14 protein-coding genes are annotated in these 20,468 nt (G+C 73.5%); 5 read left to right on the top strand and 9 right to left on the bottom strand.

What is annotated here, in order from left to right; genetic code table 11:
* Window positions 1-60 precede the first annotated feature (60 nt).
* A complete protein-coding gene (locus ACFYM0_RS25805; protein WP_388505371.1) occupies window positions 61-843 on the bottom strand; it encodes an ABC transporter ATP-binding protein in 783 nt (260 codons plus the stop codon).
* Entirely contained in the window at window positions 836-1,795 is a 960-nt protein-coding gene (locus ACFYM0_RS25800) for an ABC transporter permease (RefSeq protein ID WP_388505369.1), read from the bottom strand. The genes ACFYM0_RS25805 and ACFYM0_RS25800 overlap by 8 nt, the downstream gene beginning before the upstream one ends.
* A gap of 128 nt (window positions 1,796-1,923) precedes the next feature.
* Between ACFYM0_RS25800 and ACFYM0_RS25795 the strand changes: the two genes are divergently transcribed.
* Window positions 1,924-2,556 carry a TetR/AcrR family transcriptional regulator gene (locus ACFYM0_RS25795; protein WP_388505367.1) on the top strand — a complete coding sequence of 211 codons (633 nt, stop codon included), beginning with the start codon at window positions 1,924-1,926 and terminating at the stop codon, window positions 2,554-2,556.
* Between the two features lie 264 nt (window positions 2,557-2,820).
* Here the strand turns inward: ACFYM0_RS25795 and ACFYM0_RS25790 are convergent, their stop codons facing one another.
* From ACFYM0_RS25790 to ACFYM0_RS25770, 5 genes are all read right to left on the bottom strand, one after another.
* Window positions 2,821-5,070 (bottom strand): CDP-glycerol glycerophosphotransferase family protein, encoded by a 2,250-nt coding sequence (locus tag ACFYM0_RS25790; protein WP_388505365.1) that lies wholly within the window; start codon window positions 5,068-5,070, stop codon window positions 2,821-2,823.
* 152 nt (window positions 5,071-5,222) lie between these two features.
* On the bottom strand, window positions 5,223-6,155 hold the full coding sequence (locus tag ACFYM0_RS25785) for a carbohydrate ABC transporter permease (RefSeq protein ID WP_388505363.1): 933 nt from the start codon (window positions 6,153-6,155) through the stop codon (window positions 5,223-5,225).
* Window positions 6,152-7,513 (bottom strand): carbohydrate ABC transporter permease, encoded by a 1,362-nt coding sequence (locus ACFYM0_RS25780; protein ID WP_388505360.1) that lies wholly within the window; start codon window positions 7,511-7,513, stop codon window positions 6,152-6,154. Before ACFYM0_RS25780 ends, ACFYM0_RS25785 begins: the two co-directional genes overlap by 4 nt.
* Window positions 7,514-7,518: 5 nt before the next feature.
* Window positions 7,519-8,913, bottom strand: a complete 1,395-nt coding sequence (locus tag ACFYM0_RS25775) for an ABC transporter substrate-binding protein (RefSeq protein WP_388505358.1) — start codon at window positions 8,911-8,913, stop codon at window positions 7,519-7,521.
* 173 nt (window positions 8,914-9,086) lie between these two features.
* The gene (locus tag ACFYM0_RS25770; RefSeq protein WP_388505446.1) at window positions 9,087-12,788 is read right to left on the bottom strand and encodes an FHA domain-containing protein; all 3,702 of its coding nucleotides are present in this window, start codon (window positions 12,786-12,788) and stop codon (window positions 9,087-9,089) included.
* Window positions 12,789-13,293: 505 nt separating this feature from the next.
* Between ACFYM0_RS25770 and ACFYM0_RS25765 the strand changes: the two genes are divergently transcribed.
* Window positions 13,294-15,054 carry a serine/threonine-protein kinase gene (locus ACFYM0_RS25765; RefSeq protein ID WP_388505355.1) on the top strand — a complete coding sequence of 587 codons (1,761 nt, stop codon included), beginning with the start codon at window positions 13,294-13,296 and terminating at the stop codon, window positions 15,052-15,054.
* 196 nt (window positions 15,055-15,250) lie between these two features.
* Complete coding sequence (locus ACFYM0_RS25760) at window positions 15,251-16,495, top strand: serine/threonine-protein kinase (RefSeq protein WP_388505353.1); 1,245 nt, start codon at window positions 15,251-15,253, stop codon at window positions 16,493-16,495.
* A gap of 220 nt (window positions 16,496-16,715) precedes the next feature.
* On the opposite strand, the gene ACFYM0_RS25755 is transcribed toward ACFYM0_RS25760, so the two are convergent.
* Window positions 16,716-17,816: an isopenicillin N synthase family dioxygenase gene (locus ACFYM0_RS25755; RefSeq protein WP_388505351.1), complete on the bottom strand. Its 1,101-nt coding sequence runs from the start codon at window positions 17,814-17,816 to the stop codon at window positions 16,716-16,718.
* 314 nt (window positions 17,817-18,130) lie between these two features.
* Here ACFYM0_RS25755 and prfB point away from each other — a divergent pair, with 314 nt between their 5' ends.
* Complete coding sequence (gene prfB / locus ACFYM0_RS25750) at window positions 18,131-19,240, top strand: peptide chain release factor 2 (protein ID WP_274552954.1); 1,110 nt, start codon at window positions 18,131-18,133, stop codon at window positions 19,238-19,240.
* A 110-nt stretch (window positions 19,241-19,350) separates the two neighbouring features.
* Here prfB and ACFYM0_RS25745 read toward each other — a convergent pair whose 3' ends face one another.
* Window positions 19,351-19,545: a hypothetical protein gene (locus tag ACFYM0_RS25745; RefSeq protein WP_266908347.1), complete on the bottom strand. Its 195-nt coding sequence runs from the start codon at window positions 19,543-19,545 to the stop codon at window positions 19,351-19,353.
* 225 nt (window positions 19,546-19,770) lie between these two features.
* On the opposite strand from ACFYM0_RS25745, the gene ftsE reads away from it, so the two are divergent.
* Window positions 19,771-20,460 (top strand): cell division ATP-binding protein FtsE, encoded by a 690-nt coding sequence (gene ftsE, locus ACFYM0_RS25740; RefSeq protein ID WP_243337359.1) that lies wholly within the window; start codon window positions 19,771-19,773, stop codon window positions 20,458-20,460.
* Window positions 20,461-20,468 lie beyond the last annotated feature (8 nt).

The following is a 20,468-nucleotide window of genomic DNA, read 5'->3' as shown; positions in this document are numbered from 1 at the left end:
CGGGCCCGGGACCCTCTGGGGGTTCCGGGCCCGGCCCGTTGCGCAGGGGCTGGATTCGGGTCAGCGCTTCTTGGTGAACTCCTCGTACGCGTCGCAGACCTCTTCCGAGGGGCCGTCCATGCGGAGGACGCCTGATTCGAGCCAGATCGCGCGGTCGCAGGTTTCGCGGACCGTGCCGATGCCGTGGCTGACGAGGAAGACGGTGCCGGCGCGCTCGCGGAGTTCCTCGATGCGGGCCTTGCTGCGGCGCTGGAAGGCGGCGTCGCCGGTGGCCAGGGCCTCGTCGATCATCAGGACGTCGTGGTCCTTGGCGGCGGCGATGGAGAAGCGCAGCCGGGCGCCCATGCCGGAGGAGTAGGTGCGCATGGGCAGGGAGATGAAGTCGCCCTTCTCGTTGATGCCGGAGAAGTCGACGATCTCCCGGTAGCGCTCGCGGATCTGCCGCTTGGACATCCCCATGGCGAGGCCGCCGAGGACCACGTTGCGTTCGCCGGTCAGGTCGTTCATCAGGGCGGCGTTCACGCCGAGCAGGGACGGCTGGCCGTGCGAGAAGATCCGGCCGCGCGCGACCGGCTGGAGACCGGCGATGGCGGACAGCAGCGTGGACTTGCCGGAACCGTTGGTGCCGATCAGGCCGATGGCCTCGCCCTTGTACGCGGTGAAGCTGACGCCCTTGACGGCGTGCACCTCGCGGATGCCGGTGGCGGGCTTGCGGGAGAAGATCCGGCTCAGGGCCGCGGTCGCGCCGCCCTTGCGGCCGCCCGCGCCCTGCACCCTGTAGATCACGTGGACGTCGTCGGCGATGACGGTCGGGGTCCGGGTCTCGCTTGCGGTGTCAGCCACGGCCGTACTCCTCCTCTGCCTTCCAGAAGAAGACGAACCCGCCGACGCCGGCGAGCAGGGCCCAGCCCAGGGCGACCAGCCAGACGTGGGGCGGGAGCTGGTGCGCCGAGTACGAGTCGATGAGCGCGAAGCGCATCAGGTCGATGTAGACGGCGGCGGGGTTGAGCTTGAGGGCCATCGTGACCCAGTGCGGCAGGTGGTCCGTCTTCAGCATCTGGTCGATCGACCACATGACGCCCGAGGCGTACATCCAGGTCCGCAGGATGAACGGCATCAGCTGGCTGACGTCCGGGCTCTTCGCGCCGATCCGCGCCATGAACATGGCGCAGCCGGCGCAGAAGACGGCCATGAGAGCGAGGGTGGGGAGGGCCAGCAGCCAGCTCGGGGCGGGCGTCTGGCCGTAGATGAGCAGCAGGATGACCAGCGCGCCCATGGTGATCAACAGCTGCTGGAAGAGCTGGACCACGGTGGACAGCGGCAGGGAGGCGCGAGGGAAGTGCAGGGCGCGGACCAGGCCGAGGTTGGACTGCACGGCGCGCGTGGAGGCGTTGATGCAGCTTCCGATGAAGTCCCAGACGAAGACACCCGTGATCAGGAACGCGATGTAGTCCGGTACGGCGCGCTGGGCGTGCATCACGATGCCGAAGATGAAGTAGTAGACGGCCGCGTTGAGCAGCGGGGTCATCAGGTGCCAGACCTGCCCGAGGCTGGCCTGGCTGTACTGGGCGTGCATCCGGGCAGTGGCGTACGAGGTCACGAAGTGGCGCCGGCCCCAGAGCTGCGCGATGTAGCGGGGGAGGGTGGGGCGGGCTCCGCTGAGGGTCAGGTCGTGGGCCGCCGCCAGCTCGGCGATGGGGTCCGGGGACTTGGCCTTGTCCTTGCCCCTGCCCTTGGCCCGGCCCTTGCGGTGCGAGGGGGCGGGGGCGGGGGGTGGCGCGGTGGTCACTGTCACGAGGGTCGCTTTCGACGGGGTCGGGGCGTCGGCTGGCGATGGGACGGGTCCGTATCGTCGCTACGGTGAGGTTAGGTCGTTCGACGTCGGAACGCAACCGTATCGTCGTCGAGGGATATGCTCTCCCCATGACCCCTGAGCCTGCTGCCGCCGCCACTGCCCCCACCCCCCGAAGAGCCCCCGCGGGGGCCGCCGTCCTGCGCGAGGACGTGACCGAGGCGATCCGGGCGGCCGTCGTCGAGGAACTGGCGACGGTGGGGTTCGCGCGGATGTCGATCGAGGGCATCGCGCGGCGGGCGGGCGTGGGGAAGACGGCCGTGTACCGCCGGTGGAAGTCCAAGCTGCACCTGGTGCTGGACCTGGTCGGCGCCTTCGCGACGGACGGCCTGCCGGTGCCGTCGACGGGGTCGCTCTACGGGGACGTACGGGCGCTGCTGGAGGTGATGACGCACGTGCTGCGGCATCCGGTGGCCTCGGCGGTGATCCCCGACCTGCTGGTGGAGGCGGCGCGGAATCCGGAGATCGCGGACGCGGTGCGGGGGGCTCTGCTGGAGGGGCAGCGGCGGATGGCGGAGGGGATCATCTCCGAGGCGGTGGCGCGCGGCGAGCTGCCCGTGGGGGTGGATGCGGGGAGGGCGCTCGATCTGGCGATCGGGCCCTTGTACTGGCGGCAGGTGGTGGTGCGGGACGCGGTGTCGCGGGGCTACCTGGACGAGCTCGCGCGGTCGGTCGTCGCCGGGCTGACGGCCGGCCCGGCCTAGGGGCTCCCGCTGCGCGGGGCGGAGTCCCCGCTGCGACCCTTGCCGCTGCGCGGGGCGAAGTCCCCGCTGCGACCCTTTGCCGCTGCGCGGGGCGAAGTCCCCTACCCGCCCTTCCACCGTTCCCAGGGCCGGCCCTGACCCGGTCCTCAAGCGCCGGACGGGCTGGGGAGGGGTGCCGGGCTGCGCCCGGACCCCTCGGGGCTCCGCCCCGGGCCCCGGTCCTCAAACGTCGGACGGCTGAAAGGGGCGGGCGGTTGGGAGGGGTTACGGCCAGCGGGATGTGGTCAGGTGGGCCAGGGTGGGTTCCGGGGTGGCGGAGGGGGCCGCGGGGGTGGGGCGGCGGTCTTCCAGAGGGGTGATGGGGGCGGTCGGCTGGCTCAGGAAGACGCGGCGGACCACGCGCTCCGCCGCCTGGCCGTCGTCGTGCGTGCAGAACCGGGTCCGGAAGGACGCGCGGAGCTGGGCCGAGCGCGAGCCCTGCCAGTGCCCGGTGGAGAAGATGTCCACCAGCTCGTCCTCGGTGCGGGCGATCGCCCCCGGGGGGAAGGCGCGGAGGTCGAAGTACGTGCCGCGGGAGGCCTCGTACGCCTCCCAGTCGTCCGCGTGGATGACGATCGGGCGGTCCAGGGACGCGTAGTCGAACATCAGGGACGAGTAGTCCGTCACCAACGCGTCGGAGGCCAGGCAGAGTTCCTCGACGGAGGGGTGGGAGGAGACGTCGAGGAGGCGGGGGTGCGGCTCGGGGGAGGGTGATCCCGCGTAGGTGAGGTGGGTACGGGTCAGGATCGTGTAACGGGGGCCCAGGTCGCGCAGGATCCGGTCGAAGTCCGGGTGGGCGGGGCGGCTGCGGCGGTAGTCGCGGTGGGTCGGCGCGTACAGGATCGCGGTGGAGCCCGGCGGGATGCCGAGGCGTTCGCGCAGTTCCAGGACGTCCGCCTGGGTGGCCCGGTGGAACACGTCGTTGCGGGGGTAGCCGTACTCGAGCGTGGTGTAGGAGGCGGGGACCGCCTTCTCCCAGACGAGGGTGGAGTGCCGGTTGGAGGACAGCAGGTAGTCCCACTGGTCCGCGCCGCGGAGCAGGCCCGCGAAGTCCGTCGTGGGGGTGGCCGCCGGGCGGTCCTGGAGGTCGAGGCCGACCCGCTTGAGCGGGGTGCCGTGCTGCGTCTGGACGAGGATCTGGCCGGGGCGCTTGACCAGCGCACGGTCGAAGTTGACGTTCGTGACGAGGTAGGTGGCACGGGCCAGGGCCGCCCAGTACGCCGCCGAGCCCGGGCGGAGGAGGGTGGTTTCGCGCGGGAGGGTCGCGGCGTGCGCCGGGTCGCAGATCCATGCCGTCCGCATGCGCGGGGCGAGTTCGCGCAGCTTGGCCTCGATGGCCGCCGGGTTGCATGCGTAACCGCCGTGCCAGTACGCGGAGAAGACCGCCAGCTCCGGGCGGAGCGGGAGCAGGCGCTGCGTGCGGTGGTGCAGGCGCAGGACGGTCTCGCGCAGGCCCCGGCCCAGGGTCACCCCGGCGCGGCCCGCCGTGAGCGAGCCCGAGCGGAGCAGGGACAGGACGCGGTACGCGCGCCGCGTGCCCAGCCGCATCAGGAGGTGGCGGGTGCGGTCCGTCCGGCTCAGGGACAGCGGCCGCGGGCCCGGCACCCGGTAGCGGCGCAGCAGGGCCGAGGCCCGTGCGAAGAACTCGGCCCGGGCGGCGCGCGGGAGCCGGCGCGGATCCGCGTACAGGGCGCAGAAGTGCTCGGCCATCCGCCGGTGCACGGCGGGCCGCCAGCGCTCCAGCTCGGGGCGGGTGGCGAGGTAGCCGAAGACCCGGTCGTACTGGTCGAAGACGTCCAGGTGGCGGCGGGTGGACGTGGTGAGGATCGAGCCGGTGCGGCGCTGGCGGTAGTGCACGCAGACCCGGTCGAGGACGGCGACCGACTCCGCCGCCAGGAGCGCCGGGTAGGTCCAGGGGGTGTCCTCGTAGAAGCCGGGCGGGAAGGAGAGGCCCTCGCGCTCCACGTACTCGCGGCGGTAGGTCTTGTTCCACACCACCATCAGCATGCCGAGGAGGGCGGGGCGGTCGGCGAGGCGGAAACTTGCCGGGCCCTCCTCGCAGAGGCGGTGGGAGAGGCTGTTGCGGACCGTCTCGCCGGTCCAGTAGGTGCGCGCGTAGTCGTAGACGAGGACGTCCGGGGAGCCGGTGGCCTTCAGCCGGTCGGTGATGGCCTGGAGGGCGCCGGGGGCGAGGGTGTCGTCGCCGTCGAGGAAGACCAGGTAGTCGCCGGTGGCCCGGGACAGGCCCGCGTTGCGGGCCGGCCCCAGGCCGAGGTTGTGCGCCAGGTGCACGGCGGTGACCCGGGGGTCGCGGGCCGCGTAGTCGTCGATGATCGAACCGCAGGCGTCCGGGGAGGCGTCGTCGACCACGATCAGTTCGAGATCCGGGTACGACTGGGTCAGGACCGAGTCCAGACTCTCCTGGAGGTACGCCTGGACCTTGTACGCGGGCACGATGACGCTGAACCGGGGCACGGCACATCCAGGGGTCGGCGCGGGCATATGGCCCAGGAACCCCCGGCGTGGTGATCGGGTTACGCAGGGTGCGGCATTCGGGTTACGGAGCGTCAACCCGGCACGTCAACACCATGATCAAGGGCCGATTCCTTGATCGATCGCCCGATCGGCTACTTGATCGCTCCCGCCATCACCCCCGAGACGAACTGCCGCTGGAAGGCGAAGAAGACGACGAGCGGCACCACCATCGACAGGAAGGCGCCGGGCGCCAGCACGTCGATGTTGTTCCCGAACTGCCGCACCTGCTGCTGGAGCGCGACCGTCACGGGCGGGTGCGCGGAGTCCGCGAAGACCAGGGCGACCAGCATGTCGTTCCACACCCACAGGAACTGGAAGATGCCGAGCGAGGCGATCGCCGGACCGCCCAGCGGCAGCACCACCCGTGTGAACAGCCGCAGTTCGCCCGCACCGTCGAGGCGGGCCGCTTCCAGCAGCTCGCGCGGGATCTCCGCGAAGAAGTTGCGCAGCAGGAACACGGCGAACGGCAGCCCGAAGGCGGTGTGGAAGAGGACCACGCCCGCCGTGGTCTCGAACAGGCCGATGGAACCGAAGAGTTCGGAGACCGGGATCAGCGCCACCTGGACGGGTACGACGAGCAGCGCGACCACGATCAGGAACAGCCAGTCGCGGCCCGGGAACTCCAGCCAGGCGAAGGCGTATCCGGCGAACGCCCCCAGCGCCAGGACGAGCAGGGTCGCCGGGACGGCGATGGCCGCCGTGTCGATCAGCGAGCCCGTGACGGTCTCGTTGGCCAGCAGCCGCTCGTAGTTGCCGGCCGTGAGGCGGGAGGGCGCCGTCAGCGCCTGCCACCAGCCGCCGTCGTTCAGTGCGGTGGGGGAGAGGAAGGAGGAGACCAGCAGCCCGAGCGTGGGCAGCAGCCAGAACAGGCCCGCGAGGACCAGGAAGACGCGCAGCGCCCCGCCGGCCGCCCGGGCGGCGAGGGACCGCGCGGTGGCGACCGGGCCGAGGGGTGAGGCGGGGGACTGCGCACGGGACTGCGTAGGGGGCGGCGTACGGGACGGGGCGCGCGGCGCTGTGCTCATCGGCGGGCCTCCCGGCGCATCCGGCGGATGTTGTAGACCATGACGGGAGCCACCAGGACCAGCAGCAGCACCGCGATGGCGCTGCCCAGCCCCGGATCGGCGTCCGTGCCGAAAGAGGTCCGGTACAGCTGGAGCGCCAGGACGTTGGCGTCGTCCTGCACCGCGCCCGGGGCGATCACGAAGACGAGGTCGAAGACCTTCATGACGTTGATGACGAGGGTGACCAGCACGACGGCCAGGACGGGCGCCAGCAGCGGCACCGTGATCCGGCGCAGCACCTGCCACTCGCTCGCCCCGTCCACCCGTGCCGCCTCCAGCAGTTCGCGGGGTACGGCGGCCAGCCCGGCCCCGATCAGCACCATCGCGAACCCGGCCCACATCCACACGTAGGCCCCGATCACCGCCGGGGTCACCAGGGTCGGGCCGAGCCACTCGACGCCCCCGTAAGCCTCCCGGAAGTTCGAGGCGGGCAGCCGCAGCAGTGCGCCGTCGGCCGCGGCGGACAGGGTGAAGGTGCCGTCGGCCCGGGTCCTCGCCGAGTCGACCACCCGGCCGTCCTTGACCGCCTCGACGCGCAGCCCCGACAGGGCGGACTCGGTGGCGTCGACCGTGTTCGTCGTACCGCCCCCGCCCCGGGTGAAGTCCTGCCAGGCGGTGCCGGTGACCTTCCCTGGCTCGGTGGCGGCCGCCCGCGCCGTACGCGTTCCCGGGGGAAGGGCCTCGGGGGCGATGCCGACCAGCGGGAGCGGCGCGGGCACGCCCGCCCGTACCGGATCGCGGGTCACGTACGCGCCCCCGTCGGCCGGGACCAGCGGCGAGTCCCGGCCGGGGCGGGCCTTGGGGAAGGCGGAGGACTCGGCGAAGGTGTCGTGGACGCCGACCCAGACGGCGTTGGCCACGCCCCGGTCGGGGTCGGCGTCGTAGACGAGCCGGAAGATGATGCCCGCGGCGAGCATCGAGATGGCCATCGGCATGAAGACGATCAGTTTGAAGGCCGTTCCCCAGCGCACCCGTTCGGTCAGCACGGCGAAGAGCAGCCCGAGCGCGGTGGCGGTGACCGGGGCCAGTACCACCCAGATCGCCGTGTTGCCCAGCGCGGTGCGGATCGTGTCGTCGCGCAGGATCTCCCCGTAGTTCCCGGCGCCCACGAACTCCTCGCCGGAGCGGTCGAAGAAGCTGCGGTAGAGCGAGTAGCCGATGGGGTGCACCACGAGCGCGCCGAGCAGGACGAGGGAGGGGAGGAGGAACGCCGCTGCGGTCAGCCGGCGGCGCCGGGTCTCCCGGCCCTTCGGGGAGCCGGAGCGGGAGCGCGGGCCGGCGGCGGGGCGCGCCGCCGGGGCGGTCGCGGGGGAGGCCACCGGGATCAGTTCCCGTAGGCCTTGGCCGCGTCCGCCTCCAGCCTCGCCTGCGTCCCCGCGATGTCGGCCGGGTTCGCCAGGAAGTCCTGGAGCGCCTTCCATTCGCCCGCGCCCGGAGTCCCGCCGAAGGCCGACGGGGCCTGGTCCGACATGTCGAAGCGGAAGTTGTCGCCCGCCGCGATCAGGGCCTCGGCGATGCCGCGCTGGATGTCGTTGGGGTAGGCGTCCGGTTCGAGCGCCTTGTTCGGGGAGAGGAAGCCGCCCTCACGGGCATGGATCCGCGCCGAGTCCACCGAAGCCAGGAACGTCAGCAGCGCCTGCGCGCCCTTCGAGTCCTTCAGTGCGACCGCCACGTCCCCGCCCGAGACCACCGGCGACTTGGCACCGACCGCGGGGAAGGGGAAGACCTTCGCGTCCGTGCCCACCTTCGCGTCCGTCTGGGCGATGTTGACCGCCACGAAGTCGCCCTCGAAGACCATCGCGGCGGCCGGCCGGTCACCGCCGGTGAAGGTCTGCGTCACCGACTTCGGGAACTCGGTCGCCAGCGCCCCGCTCTGGCCGCCCGCCAGGAAGTCCTTGCGGCCGAACAGCTCGGCGAGCGAGGTCAGTGCCTGCTTGACGCTGTCGTCCGTCCACTTGATCTCGTGCTTCGCCAACCGGTCGTACTTCTCCGGGCCCGCCTGCGAGAGGTAGACGTTCTCGAACCAGTCGGTCAGGGTCCAGCCGTCGGCCCCGGCCACCGAAACCGCCGGCGTACCGGACGCGGACAGGGTGTCGGCCGCCGCGAGGAGTTCCTTCCAGGTCGCCGGGGGGCGTACGCCCGCCGCCTCGAAGGCCTTCGCGTTGTACCAGATCAGCGACTTGTTGGCGGCCTTGTAGTAGACGCCGTACTGGGTGCCGTCGACCGCTCCCAGCGTCTTCCAGCCGGGCGAGTAGTTCTGGTCGAGCTGCGCCTGCGCGTCGGCGCCCACCGGCTTCGCCCACTTGTTCTTGACCGCCGACACCAGCGCCCCGACCTGCGGGAGCAGTGCCACGTCCGGCGGGGCGCCGCCCGCGATCTTCGAGCCGAGGAAGGTGACGATCGGGTCCTGGGCCGGAACGAAGGTGACCGTGGAGCCCGTCCGCCGCTCGAACTCCTTCAGGACCTTGACGAAGTTCGCCTGCTCCGCGCCCGTCCAGACGGCGGCGACCTCCAGCTTCTCCCCGTCGAGACGGGGTAACGCGACGACCGGCCCGCCCGGGGTGCCGGAGCCGTCCGTGCCCTTCGCGGGCTCCTTGCCGTCACCGCCGCTGCCGCAGGCGCTCAGGGCGAGCGCGCCGGCCAGGGCCAGAGCGGTCCAGGCGTGCCGTCTGCGGTGGGATGTTCCGGGTGTCGTGCGGCTCGTTCCGTGCGTGCGCATGGCGGTGCCCCCGATGCCTCGCTGGCGATGGTGTGTCCCGTGCCACAAGGTCTACGCCGCCCCGCGCACCCCCGCAATACCGCCTCTCGGCGTACGGGGTGTGCGGAGGGCCGCTCGGGGGCCTGCCCGGAGGCCCGCCCGGAGGCCCGCAAGGGGCCCGTCGGGGGGCCGGGTCAGGGGGCCGGCGGGAACAGCACCGGGACCGCCGACACCAGGTGCGAGGCCCGGTCCAGGGCGCTGGCCAGCAGTGCCAGGTCGGTCGGGCCGTTGCCCAGCTCGCGGACCGGGCGACGGGCCGGCGGATCGCCCATCCGCTCCCACTCCACCGGCACCACCGTCGGCCGCAGCGTCGCCGTCCGGGGGATCCGGCCGGTGACCCGGCCGCCCTGGAAGGGGACCGTGCGCCCGTCGGCGTACCGGAGCACGCCCCGGCCGGGGCCCGGCTGGTCGGGGGCGTCGAGCTCCACGCGCAGGGTCGTGAGCCGGGCCAGCTCGGTGTCGGCCGTCCGGTCCGGGCGGGCGCTGGTGGCCACCAGGTGCACCCCGAGGCGGGCTCCCTCGCGGGCCACCGCCTCCAGCGCGCGGACCACCGAACCGGCGGCGGGCCGGCCCGTGCTGCCCAGGCCCGGCGCGACCAGCGCGTCGAAGTCGTCCACGAGCACGACGAGGCGGGGCAGCGGGCTGGGCCCGGCCGCCGGATCGGTGCGGGTGGCCGAGGCGCGCAGCCGCAGGGTGCCGGAGCGCTGGGGTTCGAGATCGCCGCGCAGCTCCCCGGGGGTGGGCTGGCGGGGCGAGACCATCCGGTCGGAGACCTCGCGCGCGGCGTGCCACTCGGAGAACGGCACCCCGTCCAGGAGCTCGGCCCGCCGCTTGAGCTCCGCACCCAGCGCCTGCGCGAACTCCCGCATCCGCAGCGGGTCGGAGGCGATCAGGTGCGCCGAGACGTGGGGCAGCTCCGTACAGGGCAGCAGGCCGTCGCCGCGCTCGCCGCCGGCCCCGTCGAGCAGGACCAGGCCGAGCCGGTCGGGCCGGGCGGCGGCCGACAGGGAGGCGGCCACGGAACGCAGCAGTTCCGTACGGCCGCTGCCGGCGGGCCCCTCGATCAGCACGTGCGGCCCTTCGGTGACCAGTTCGGCGCCCACCGGCCCGCGCCGGCCGGTGCCGAGGACTATCTCCGCGAGCCCGCCGACGCGCTGCCCCTGGTCGGTGGAGGCGGCCCAACGGGCCATCAGGGAGGCCGGGGTGGCCCGGGCCAGCCCCAACTCGTCCAGCAGGCGGGAAGTCTGGGGCAGGTTGGCGGCGGCCGGCCGGTAACCGCCCTCCACGACCGGGGAGTCGGCCTTCAGCGGGGCCAGGGCGCGGGCGAACCGCTCCGCCCAGGCCGCCGATACGGCGTCCGCCGTGGCCGAACCGCCGGAGGCGGCCGGTCTGCCGCCCGAGACCGCGAAGGTCCGTACGGTCGTGGCCACATCACCGCTGAGCAGGGCCGCGGTCCGGCAGTCCCGGAAGGCGGGGACGGCCGCGCAGGCCGCCTCGTAGGTCTCGGCGACCGGTGACGCGGGCGTCGCGGCCGGCGCCTCGGCCAGGGCCAGCACGTGGATCCCGGCGGCCGGCCCGTGCGAGGCCAGCCGGCTGGTGATGTCCCGGAGCGCCCCGGGACCGGGGTCCCCGTCGAGGACCAGGAGGGTGTACGGACCCCGGTAGGCGTACGAGGCCTCGCGCACCGCGTCCGGTCCGGCGGCGGCCCAGTGCGTGCCGAGGGGGCCGTCGTCGAGCCGCCGGGTCAGCTCCCCGGTGCGGGCGGCCGCCTGATCGCGGTCGTACGCGAGCAGCAGCCGGCAGTCCTGCCCGTGCGCGGGGCGTACGTGGGGCAGCCAGCCGAGCCAGCCCCAGTCGCGGCGGCGTTCGGCGAGCGGACGGGCCCGGTCGGTGGCGATCAGCACGATCTCCAGGCGCTGGCCGGGGGCGTGCAGGGTCGCGAGCCGCGCGATGACGGAGCGGGCCACACCGGTCAGCCGGGCCCGGGGCCCGGCGATGCCGAGCGCGCCGGTCTCGAGGAGCGCGACCTCGCTGCCCGCGCCGAGCGTGACGTCGAGCCCGGGAGGCCCGGCCCACAGCCGCGGGGCCGGTCCGAGGGCGGTGAGCAGCAGGGTCGCGGGATCGTCGGAGCCGGGCCGTACCGTGACGGCGGCCCCGGCCTCGGCGACCACCTCCACCTCGGCGGCCTCCGCCCCGCGCACCCACTTCCGCGCCCAGGCCCCGATCCCGCGGCGCGCCCCACGGCGGGGCTCGGCCCCGCCCTCGGCCGCGCGGCCCGGCTCGGACTCCTCCCAGCCGCCCGCGCCGTGGTGCTCGACCCCGGTCCGCGGCGACGCCCCTGCCCCGGCGTGGCCGTACGGCCCGGGGGCACCGCCCGCGTGGGCGGCTCCGGCGTACGGGTCGGGCGCCCCGGCGTGCCCGCCGGGAAAACCGCCGGGGTGCGCCGCTCCGGCGTGCTGCCCGGAGGCACCCGCGCCGTGTGCGGCTGCGCCGTACTGTCCGGCGGCTCCGCCGTCTCGTGCCGCTCCGGCGTGCCCGCCGGGGTGGCTGCCGGGGTGTTCTGCCGCGGCATGCCGGCCGGGGGCCGCCCCGGGGTGTGCGGCTTCCGTGTACCGGTCCGGGGCCGCGCCCGGGTGTGCCGGTCCGGCGTACTGTCCGGCGGCGGGCCTGGCGATCCGGCCTGCGCGTAGGGAGGCCTCACCGTCCCGGTCGGTGTCCCCGTAGGGCCACGTGTCCGGGGAAGCGGAGCCGGACGCGCCGCCGTGGCCGCCTCCGGTGTGGTGCTCGGTGCCCCGGGCCGCGGGGACCGTTCCGGCGCTGCCGTCCCGGTGCGCCCCGGGCGCGCCCGGGGCGCCGTACCCGGGCCTGACGGGGTCGGGGGCGGAGCCCCCGTTTCGGGAAGGGGCGGGGTGGGGGATCTGTGCCCCCCGGCTCCCCGCGTCGGGCTGGGCCCCACCGGCCCGGGCGCCGCTCCCGGGGTGCGACCCGGCCGCGGTGTCCGGCGTGGCACCGGTCCGGCCTCCGCCGGAGGCGCCGCCGCCGGGGTGCGATCCCGGAGCCGAGCCCGGCGCGGCGCCCGCGCGGACGGAATCGGGGTGGCCGGGGGCCGCCTCGGGGTGGGGTGCCGGGAGGGGGACGGAGAGGTGGCCCTCCAGGTCGGGAGTGAGGGAGAGGGGAGCGGGGGCCGGGCCCACGGCCAGGCGGAGCGTCGATTCTCCGACCCGCAGCAGCGCCCCCGGCGCGAGCGCCACCCGCTCCGTGCCGACCACCGCGCCGTCGAGCGTCGTACCGTTCGTCGACCCGAGGTCGGCCACCGCCACCCGCCCGTCGGGCAGCACCGTCACGGTGCAGTGCAGGCGCGATACGTCGGGATCGTCCAGCGGGACGTCCGCGTCGGCGGAGCGCCCGATCCGGATGGCCCCCGGGTGCAGCAGGTGCACCCCGCCGGCGTCCGGCCCGGCCACGACGTGCAGCTGCGGCCCGTCGCCGAGGGCGGTCGCGGCCGCGGTCCCGTCCGTCCGGACGTCGGGGCCGGGCACGTTCAGCGACAGCACCGCCCCGTCCACGAGCGGCGGCTCGCCGAGCGCGCACCGCGCCGGGTCCAGGCGCTCCGTACCGGCGTACAGCACGACCGTGCCACCGGTGTCGGGTCCGCCGACGGTCGCCGCGAGCCCGGAGGCCACCGCGGACAGCGCGGTGCCGGCGGGCGCGGTGACGAGTACGTCACAGCTCGCCGGCGCACCTCCTCCGCCGGTACCCCCGCCGGAGGCGGTCGCGGTGGCGGTCTGGTGGCCGCTGCGCGACCCCGACCCAAGGACGGTCAGCCGGATCTGCATCGCCGTCAGCGGTCCCTTCTGCGCGGTGCGCGGTGTGTGCGCCCGGCAGGGACCCGCGGGAGGGATCACCCATGCCGTCGGCATGTGGTGCCCGTCCGTCCGCCCCCACCCGGCACGGACGCGTCGTCCGGTCAGGTCTGCCCGGAAGGCGGGGCTCCCGTCCCGGCCGTTCCGTACGGGTGCATCCTCGCACCTGTCGTCATCGACACGCCCGCCACCCACCGGCAAGTGATCTTGATCGGTCCCGGACCGGCACCGGACCTGCAAGCGGGCCGATCGGATATCGACAGGATGGCCGGGAAAATCGCCCCCGGCATACGCCGCAAACATCACCCTTCGCGCATATGTGCGGCAACCAACCTCCCTCACCCCGCGTCTTCCCTCGGGACAAGCCCTAGAGTGGGCCGGAAAACCATTTCGCAGATCAGGCGTGGACCAAGCGTGGACCAAGCGCGACCGTGCGCGGATCACTCGCCGGAATCGACGACAGCAGGGAGCGCGCGACGTGCGGCCAGTCGGCAGCAAGTACCTGCTCGAGGAGCCGCTCGGGCGCGGCGCCACGGGCACCGTCTGGCGCGCCCGCCAGCGTGAGGCGGCGGGTGCGGAGGCGGCCGTGGCCGGCCACCCCGGCGAGACCGTGGCCATCAAGGTCCTCAAGGAGGAGCTGGCCCAGGACCCCGACATCGTCATGCGCTTCCTGCGCGAGCGCTCGGTCCTGCTGCGCCTGACCCACCCCAACATCGTCCGAACCCGCGACCTCGTCGTCGAGGGCGATCTCCTCGCGCTGGTCATGGACCTCATCGACGGCCCGGACCTGCACCGGTACCTGCGCGAGAACGGCCCCTTCACCCCGGTCGCCGCGAGCCTGCTCACCGCGCAGATCGCGGACGCGCTCGCCGCCAGCCACGCCGACGGCGTGGTCCACCGCGACCTGAAGCCCGCCAACGTCCTGGTCGACGAGCGCGACGGCCAGATGAAGCCGATGCTCACCGACTTCGGCATCGCGCGCCTGGCCGACTCCCCGGGCCTGACGCGCACGCACGAGTTCGTCGGCACTCCGGCCTACGTCGCCCCCGAGTCCGCCGAGGGCCGCCCGCAGACCTCCGCCGTCGACATCTACGGCGCCGGCATCCTGCTCTACGAGCTCCTCACCGGCCGGCCGCCCTTCGCCGGCGGCACCGCGCTGGAGGTCCTGCACCGCCACCTCAGCGAGGATCCGCAGCGCCCGCCGAACGTGCCCGAGCCGCTGTGGACGGTCATCGAGCGCTGCATGCGCAAGGAACCCAATGAGCGCCCGAGCGCGGAGACCCTGGCGCGCGGCCTGCGCGTCGTCGCCTCCGGCATCGGCGTGCACTCCACGGTCGTCGAGGTCGAGGCCGCCCTCGGCGTCGGCGCGCTCCTCGCGCCCGACCCCTCGCCCGCGCCGGTGCCCGCGGCCCCGGGTGCCGCGGACGCCACGCAGATGCTGCCCGGAGGGTCCGCCGGGGCCTCCCCGATGGGGGCCTACGACCCCAACGCCATGACCAGCGTGATGCCGCCGGTCGGCGCGGCCGACGCCACCTCGGTGCTCCCGAGCACGGGGGCGCCCGGGGCCGACCCGACCTCCGTGATGCCGCCCGTGCAGCGGCCGGACTCGCCGCACCCGTGGCAGTCGCAGATGCAGGCTGCCCGCGACCGCAACGAGCAGACGCAGATGCAGTACCTGGACCCGAGCGAGGACCCGCTGCGCCGCCGGCCGCAGCGCCAGGGCCCGCAGCAGCCGTACCAGCAGCCGCAGCAGTCACAGCAGCAGCCCCAGCGCCCGCAGCAGCCTCCGCAGCAGCAGCCGTACCGCCAGGGCCCGCCGCCGCAGCAGTATCAGCAGCCCCAGCAGTACCAGCAGCAGCAGTACGCGCCGCAGCACTACCAGCCGCAGCAGCCCCAGCAGTACCAGCCGCCTCAGCAGCCCCAGTACCGCCAGCCTCAGCCGCCGCCCCAGCAGCAGCCCCCTCAGGGGCCGCCGCCGGCCCGCCGGGAGCCCCGCGAGCCGCGCCGCAGCGCGAACCCGGTGAGGATCCCGGGGCTGGGCTGCCTCAAGGGCTGCCTGGTGATGATCCTGGTGTTCTTCGTCGCGGGCTGGCTGGTCTGGGAGTTGACCCCGCTGCAGGAATGGGTCGGCACGGGCCGGGGCTGGTGGGACCAGGTGTGGACCTGGGGCACGGGCGTCGTGGACTGGGTCACCGAGATCGGCGACGCCACCAGCGGCACGGGCGGTACGGGCTCCTGATCCCTCCCGCCCCGACCGGGCGCGCTGTACCGGCACAATCCGCCCGAACCGGGCCTTGTACCGGTGACTTCGTGGATTTGTCGACTTCCAGGACGTGATTTCGCCCGCAGAAGTGAAGGTCGCCGCGATCCGTGGACTCCAACACCCACCTGGCCGCGTAGCTTTGGTGCGTACGCCAGCCGCTGAGGGAGCAGTTGTGGCACGGAAGATCGGCAGCCGGTACACCGCGCACCAGATCCTTGGACGCGGCAGCGCGGGCACGGTGTGGCTGGGCGAGGGGCCTGACGGCCCCGTCGCCGTCAAACTGCTGCGCGAGGACCTCGCGTCCGACCAGGAGCTCGTCGGACGGTTCGTCCAGGAACGCAGCGCGCTCCTGGGCCTGGAGCACCCGCACGTCGTCTGCGTCCGCGACCTCGTCGTGGACGGCAACGACCTCGCCCTCGTCATGGACCTCGTCCGCGGTACGGACCTGCGCACGCGCCTCGACCGCGAGCGGCGGCTCGCCCCCGAGGCGGCCGTCGCCATCGTCGCGGACGTCGCCGACGCGCTGGCCGCGGCGCACGCGGCCGGGGTGGTGCACCGGGACGTCAAGCCGGAGAACGTCCTGCTCGACATGCAGGGACCGCTCGGCCCCGGCGGCGCGCATCCGGCGCTGCTCACCGACTTCGGCGTGGCCAAGCTCATCGACTCGCCGCGGCGGGCCACCGGCGGCCGGGCCTCGGCCCCCACCACCCGGATCATCGGCACGCCCGACTACCTGGCGCCGGAGATCGTCGAGGGGCTGCCGCCGCGCGCGGCGGTGGACATCTACGCCCTGGCCACCGTGCTGTACGAACTCCTCGCCGGTTTCACGCCGTTCGGCGGCGGGCATCCCGGGGCGGTGCTGCGGCGCCACGTGACGGAAACCGTCGTCCCGCTGCCCGGCATCCCCGACGAGCTGTGGCAGCTGATGGTCCAGTGCCTCGCGAAGGCCCCCGCCTCGCGGCTCCGGGCCTCGGAGCTCTCCCTGCGCCTGCGCGACCTGCTGCCGCTCCTGGCGGGGATGCCGCCGCTGGACGTGGACGAGCCGGACGAGCCGGAGCAGGCGGAGTTCCCGGAACCGGAGGCGGTCGCCGATCCGGTGCGCCGCCGGGGCGTGGTCCCGCTGGTCCCCGGCTCCTCCACCGACTCCAACCGGGACACCCACACCTCGATGAGGGTGCCCGGGCCTGACGAGCTGGCGGGCGGCGCCCTGGGCACGGCCCGGGTCCCGCGTCCCGCCGGGGGGCACCGGCCCGGCTCCGCGCGGCACCGGGCGGAGACCGTCCGCAAGCGCAGGCTCGCGCTGTCCGCTGCCGCGGTAGCGCTGGCCGCAGTGGTGGGTGTCGGCAGCTGGCTGGCGGTTTCCTCCGACTCGGCGCCGCCGCAGGACGACAAGCAGTCGGGCTCGACGGCCCCGTAGCCGGGGGAGCGGGTGGCCCGGCCCTGCGGGGGCGAAGTCCCCTGCCCGCCCTTCGCCCGTTCCCCCGGGGCCGCGCTCCGGACCCCGCGCCTCAAACGCCGGCGAGGCTGGATCTTCCAGCCAGGCCGGCGTTTGAGGACCGGGTGCGGGCGGAGCCCGGGGAACTGTGGAAGGGCGGGTGGCGGACTCCGCGCAGCGGCCCGGCCCTGCCCCCGCGGGGCTACGCCCCGGTGAGTTCCGGATGCCAGCGCCGCGCCACCGCCGGGTGGGCCCGGACCCAGCCCTTCAGCTCGTTGCGGCCGTACTCCGCGTGCAGCGGGTTCGACGCGTCGTGCGCTATCCCCGGCGCCGCGTCCAGGTAGTCGCCCGGGACCGTCTCGATGACGGCGTCCAGGCGCGGGTTGTAGAAGAACGGCACGGAGAACCGCTCCACGGCCCCCGCCGGGCTCACCACGCGGTGGTCCGTCGCGGTCAGGTACCCCTCCGTCGCGATCTCCAGCAGCTCGCCCAGGTTGACCACGAAGGCCCCCGGCAGCGGGGGGACGTCCAGGAAGGCCCCGTCCCGGACCACCTGGAGCCCGCCCACCGAGTCCTGGAGGAGGAGGGTGAGGAAGCCGTAGTCCTTGTGCACCCCGACCCCCTGGTCGGTGCCCGTGGGGGCGGATCCCGGGTAGCGGATCAGCTTCGTGTGCAGGTGGGGCCGGTCCGCGAAGGCCGCGTCGAAGAAGTCCGCCGGGGCGCCGATCGAGGCGAGCAGTTCCTGGAGCAGGCGGTGGGCCACCGCCGCCAGCCGCGACTGCCACCCCAGCACCGCGTCCCGCAGTTCCGGAAGCGCGGCGGGCCACTGGTTGGGGCCCTCCAGCCACAGGTACGCCGGGTCGTCCGGTCCGACCTCCCGGGCCTCCCGCTCCGCGCCCACGTCGAGCTGGTCGCGCCAGTCGGAGGCGCCGCCGGTCAGCTCGTGCCCGATACGGGTGTAGCCCCGGAAGTGCGGGGAGTTGAGATTGCTCACGGCCAGCCGGTCTGCCTCGGGGAGGGCGAAGAACGCCCTGGTCAGCTCCAGGATGCGGGCGGTCTCGGCGGCGGTGATCCCGTGCCCGGTGAGGTGCAGGAAGCCGCTGTCCCGGGCGGCCGCGTGCAGTTCCTTGCGGAAGGAATCCCGCAGCGCCGGATCGTCCGCCTGCGACAGGTCCAGGACCGGAAGGGAGGGCGAAGGCGGAGAGGAAGGAGAAGCAGAAGCAGAAGCGGAAGAGGAGACAGAAGCGGAAGGGGAGGCAGAAGGAGATGGAGAGGGCGCAGGAGAAGGGTGCGCGGACGGCATGACGGCTCCGTTTCGGGATGTCACGGGGTCCTGTTCCCGGGGGTGGCGGGGACCGCGGCCGGGGAGGGCCGCCGGCAGGGTTGGCGCCGGGACCGCGAGGCCGCGTAACAGGACCAAGTCGGATCGGGGTGGATCAGGCTTGGGGATGGTCCGGCGGCAAACAGCTCGTCGTCGTGACACGCATGTGGTCCACATGGCGGCGCTTGACGAGGAAGACGGTCATATCGTGAGCGTACGCCCGTGCGACCCGTCATTAGTACGGGGGATTCGGCCTGGCCGGAGAGCGTCCCCCGGGGACCGGCTACGCTGGACCCGTGGCAGTCGTCGATGTTTCCGAAGAGCTGAAGTCCCTCTCCTCGACCATGGGGTCGATCGAGGCCGTCCTGGACCTCGACAAGCTGAGGGCAGATATCGCCGTGCTCGAGGAGCAGGCCGCCGCGCCGTCCCTGTGGGACGACCCGGAGGCCGCTCAGAAGATCACGAGCAAGCTTTCGCACCTCCAGGCGGAGGTCCGTAAGACCGAGAGCCTGCGCGGGCGCATCGACGATCTCGCGGTGCTGTTCGACCTCGCCCAGGAAATGGACGACGCGGACACCCTCGCCGAGGCGGAGACCGAGCTGGTCTCCGTGCGCAAGGCGCTGGACGAGATGGAGGTCCGCACCCTGCTCTCCGGCGAGTACGCCGAGCGCGAGGCGCTGGTCAACATCCGGGCCGAGGCCGGCGGCGTGGACGCCTCCGACTTCGCCGAGCGCCTCCAGCGCATGTACCTGCGCTGGGCCGAGCGTCACGGCTACCCGACCGAGATCTACGAGACCTCGTACGCGGAAGAGGCCGGCATCAAGTCGACCACCTTCGTGGTCAAGGCCCCGTACGCCTACGGCACCCTCTCCGTCGAGCAGGGCACGCACCGCCTCGTCCGGATCTCGCCCTTCGACAACCAGGGCCGCCGCCAGACCTCCTTCGCGGGCGTCGAGGTGCTGCCGGTCGTCGAGTCCAGCGACCACGTCGAGATCGACGAGGGCGAGCTGCGCGTGGACGTGTACCGCGCCTCGGGCCCCGGCGGTCAGGGCGTCAACACGACCGACTCCGCGGTGCGCATCACGCACCTGCCGACCGGCATCGTGGTCTCCTGCCAGAACGAGCGCTCGCAGATCCAGAACAAGGCCAGCGCGATGAACGTCCTCCAGGCCAAGCTGCTCGAGCGGCGCCGCCAGGAGGAGAAGGACAAGATGGACGCCCTCAAGGACGGCGGAAGCTCCTGGGGCAACCAGATGCGCTCCTACGTCCTGCACCCGTACCAGATGGTCAAGGACCTCCGGACGGAGTTCGAGGTCGGCAACCCGCAGGCGGTGCTCGACGGCGAGATCGACGGCTTCCTGGAGGCCGGGATCCGCTGGCGCAAGCAGCAGGAGCAGACCGCGTAGGTCCGTACCGCGGTCGCAGACGGTCGCGAACAGCCGGAAGGGCCCGGACGCCGTAGAGGTGTCCGGGCCCTTCCGTATGTGCGTCTGATCGGGACGTGGCGGCTGAGGAACTACGCCGTCTGCTGAGCCACCAGTGCCAGCGCGGCCACCAGGATCACCAGCAGCGCGATGAGCGCCACGGGGTTGAGACCGCCGGAGAAGGGGTCCTCCTGCTGGAGGCGCCCCCGGTTCGCCCGGCACACCGGGCAGCGGCCCTGGCTGACGGGTGCGGCGCAGTTCGCGCACACGAGCCGGTCATATGTCATGCGCTCCTCCTTTCGTCCCCTCGGTTACAACGGTCGCGGGAACCGGTCCGTTCCCCCTCCCACTGTGCCAGCTTCGGTGACATTCGGCGCGGCCCCTCCGGGCAATCACGGTCGAGCACCTCTCGGACCAGGGGATATATCGGGCAACCCCGGACACCGGGTCCACACCTCGCGCCTGTTCGCGTATGGTCACGCACACCTACTCCCGGCGACCGTGGTGCACCCGTGATCCGATTCGACAACGTCTCCAAGTCCTACCCGAAGCAGAGCCGCCCCGCACTCAGAGATGTCTCCCTGGACATCGCGAAGGGCGAGTTCGTCTTCCTGGTCGGCTCCTCCGGCTCCGGCAAGTCCACCTTCATGCGGCTCATCCTGCGCGAGGAGCGGGCGAGCCACGGCCAGGTGCACGTCCTGGGCAAGGACCTCGCCAAGCTCTCCAACTGGAAGGTCCCGCAGATGCGGCGCCAGCTGGGGACCGTCTTCCAGGACTTCCGCCTGCTGCCCAACAAGTCGGTGGCCGACAACGTGGCCTTCGCCCAGGAGGTCATCGGCAGACCGCGCGGCGAGATCAAGAAGGCCGTTCCCCAGGTGCTGGAACTCGTCGGCCTCGGCGGCAAAGAGGACCGGATGCCCGGCGAGCTCTCGGGCGGTGAGCAGCAGCGCGTGGCCATCGCCCGTGCCTTCGTCAACCGGCCGGCGCTGCTGATCGCGGACGAGCCCACCGGCAACCTGGACCCCCAGACCTCCGTCGGCATCATGAAGCTGCTCGACCGGATCAACCGGACCGGCACCACCGTGATCATGGCGACCCACGACCAGCAGATCGTCGACCAGATGCGCAAGCGCGTCATCGAACTCGAGCAGGGCCGTCTCGTCCGCGACCAGTCGCGCGGCGTCTACGGCTACCAGCACTGAAAGGCTCC

Source organism: Streptomyces sp. NPDC006487 (assembly GCF_042870555.1).
Taxonomy (GTDB): domain Bacteria; phylum Actinomycetota; class Actinomycetes; order Streptomycetales; family Streptomycetaceae; genus Streptomyces.
The sequence above is the reverse complement of the archived record's forward strand: the minus strand, read 5'-3'. Positions and strand labels throughout refer to the sequence as shown.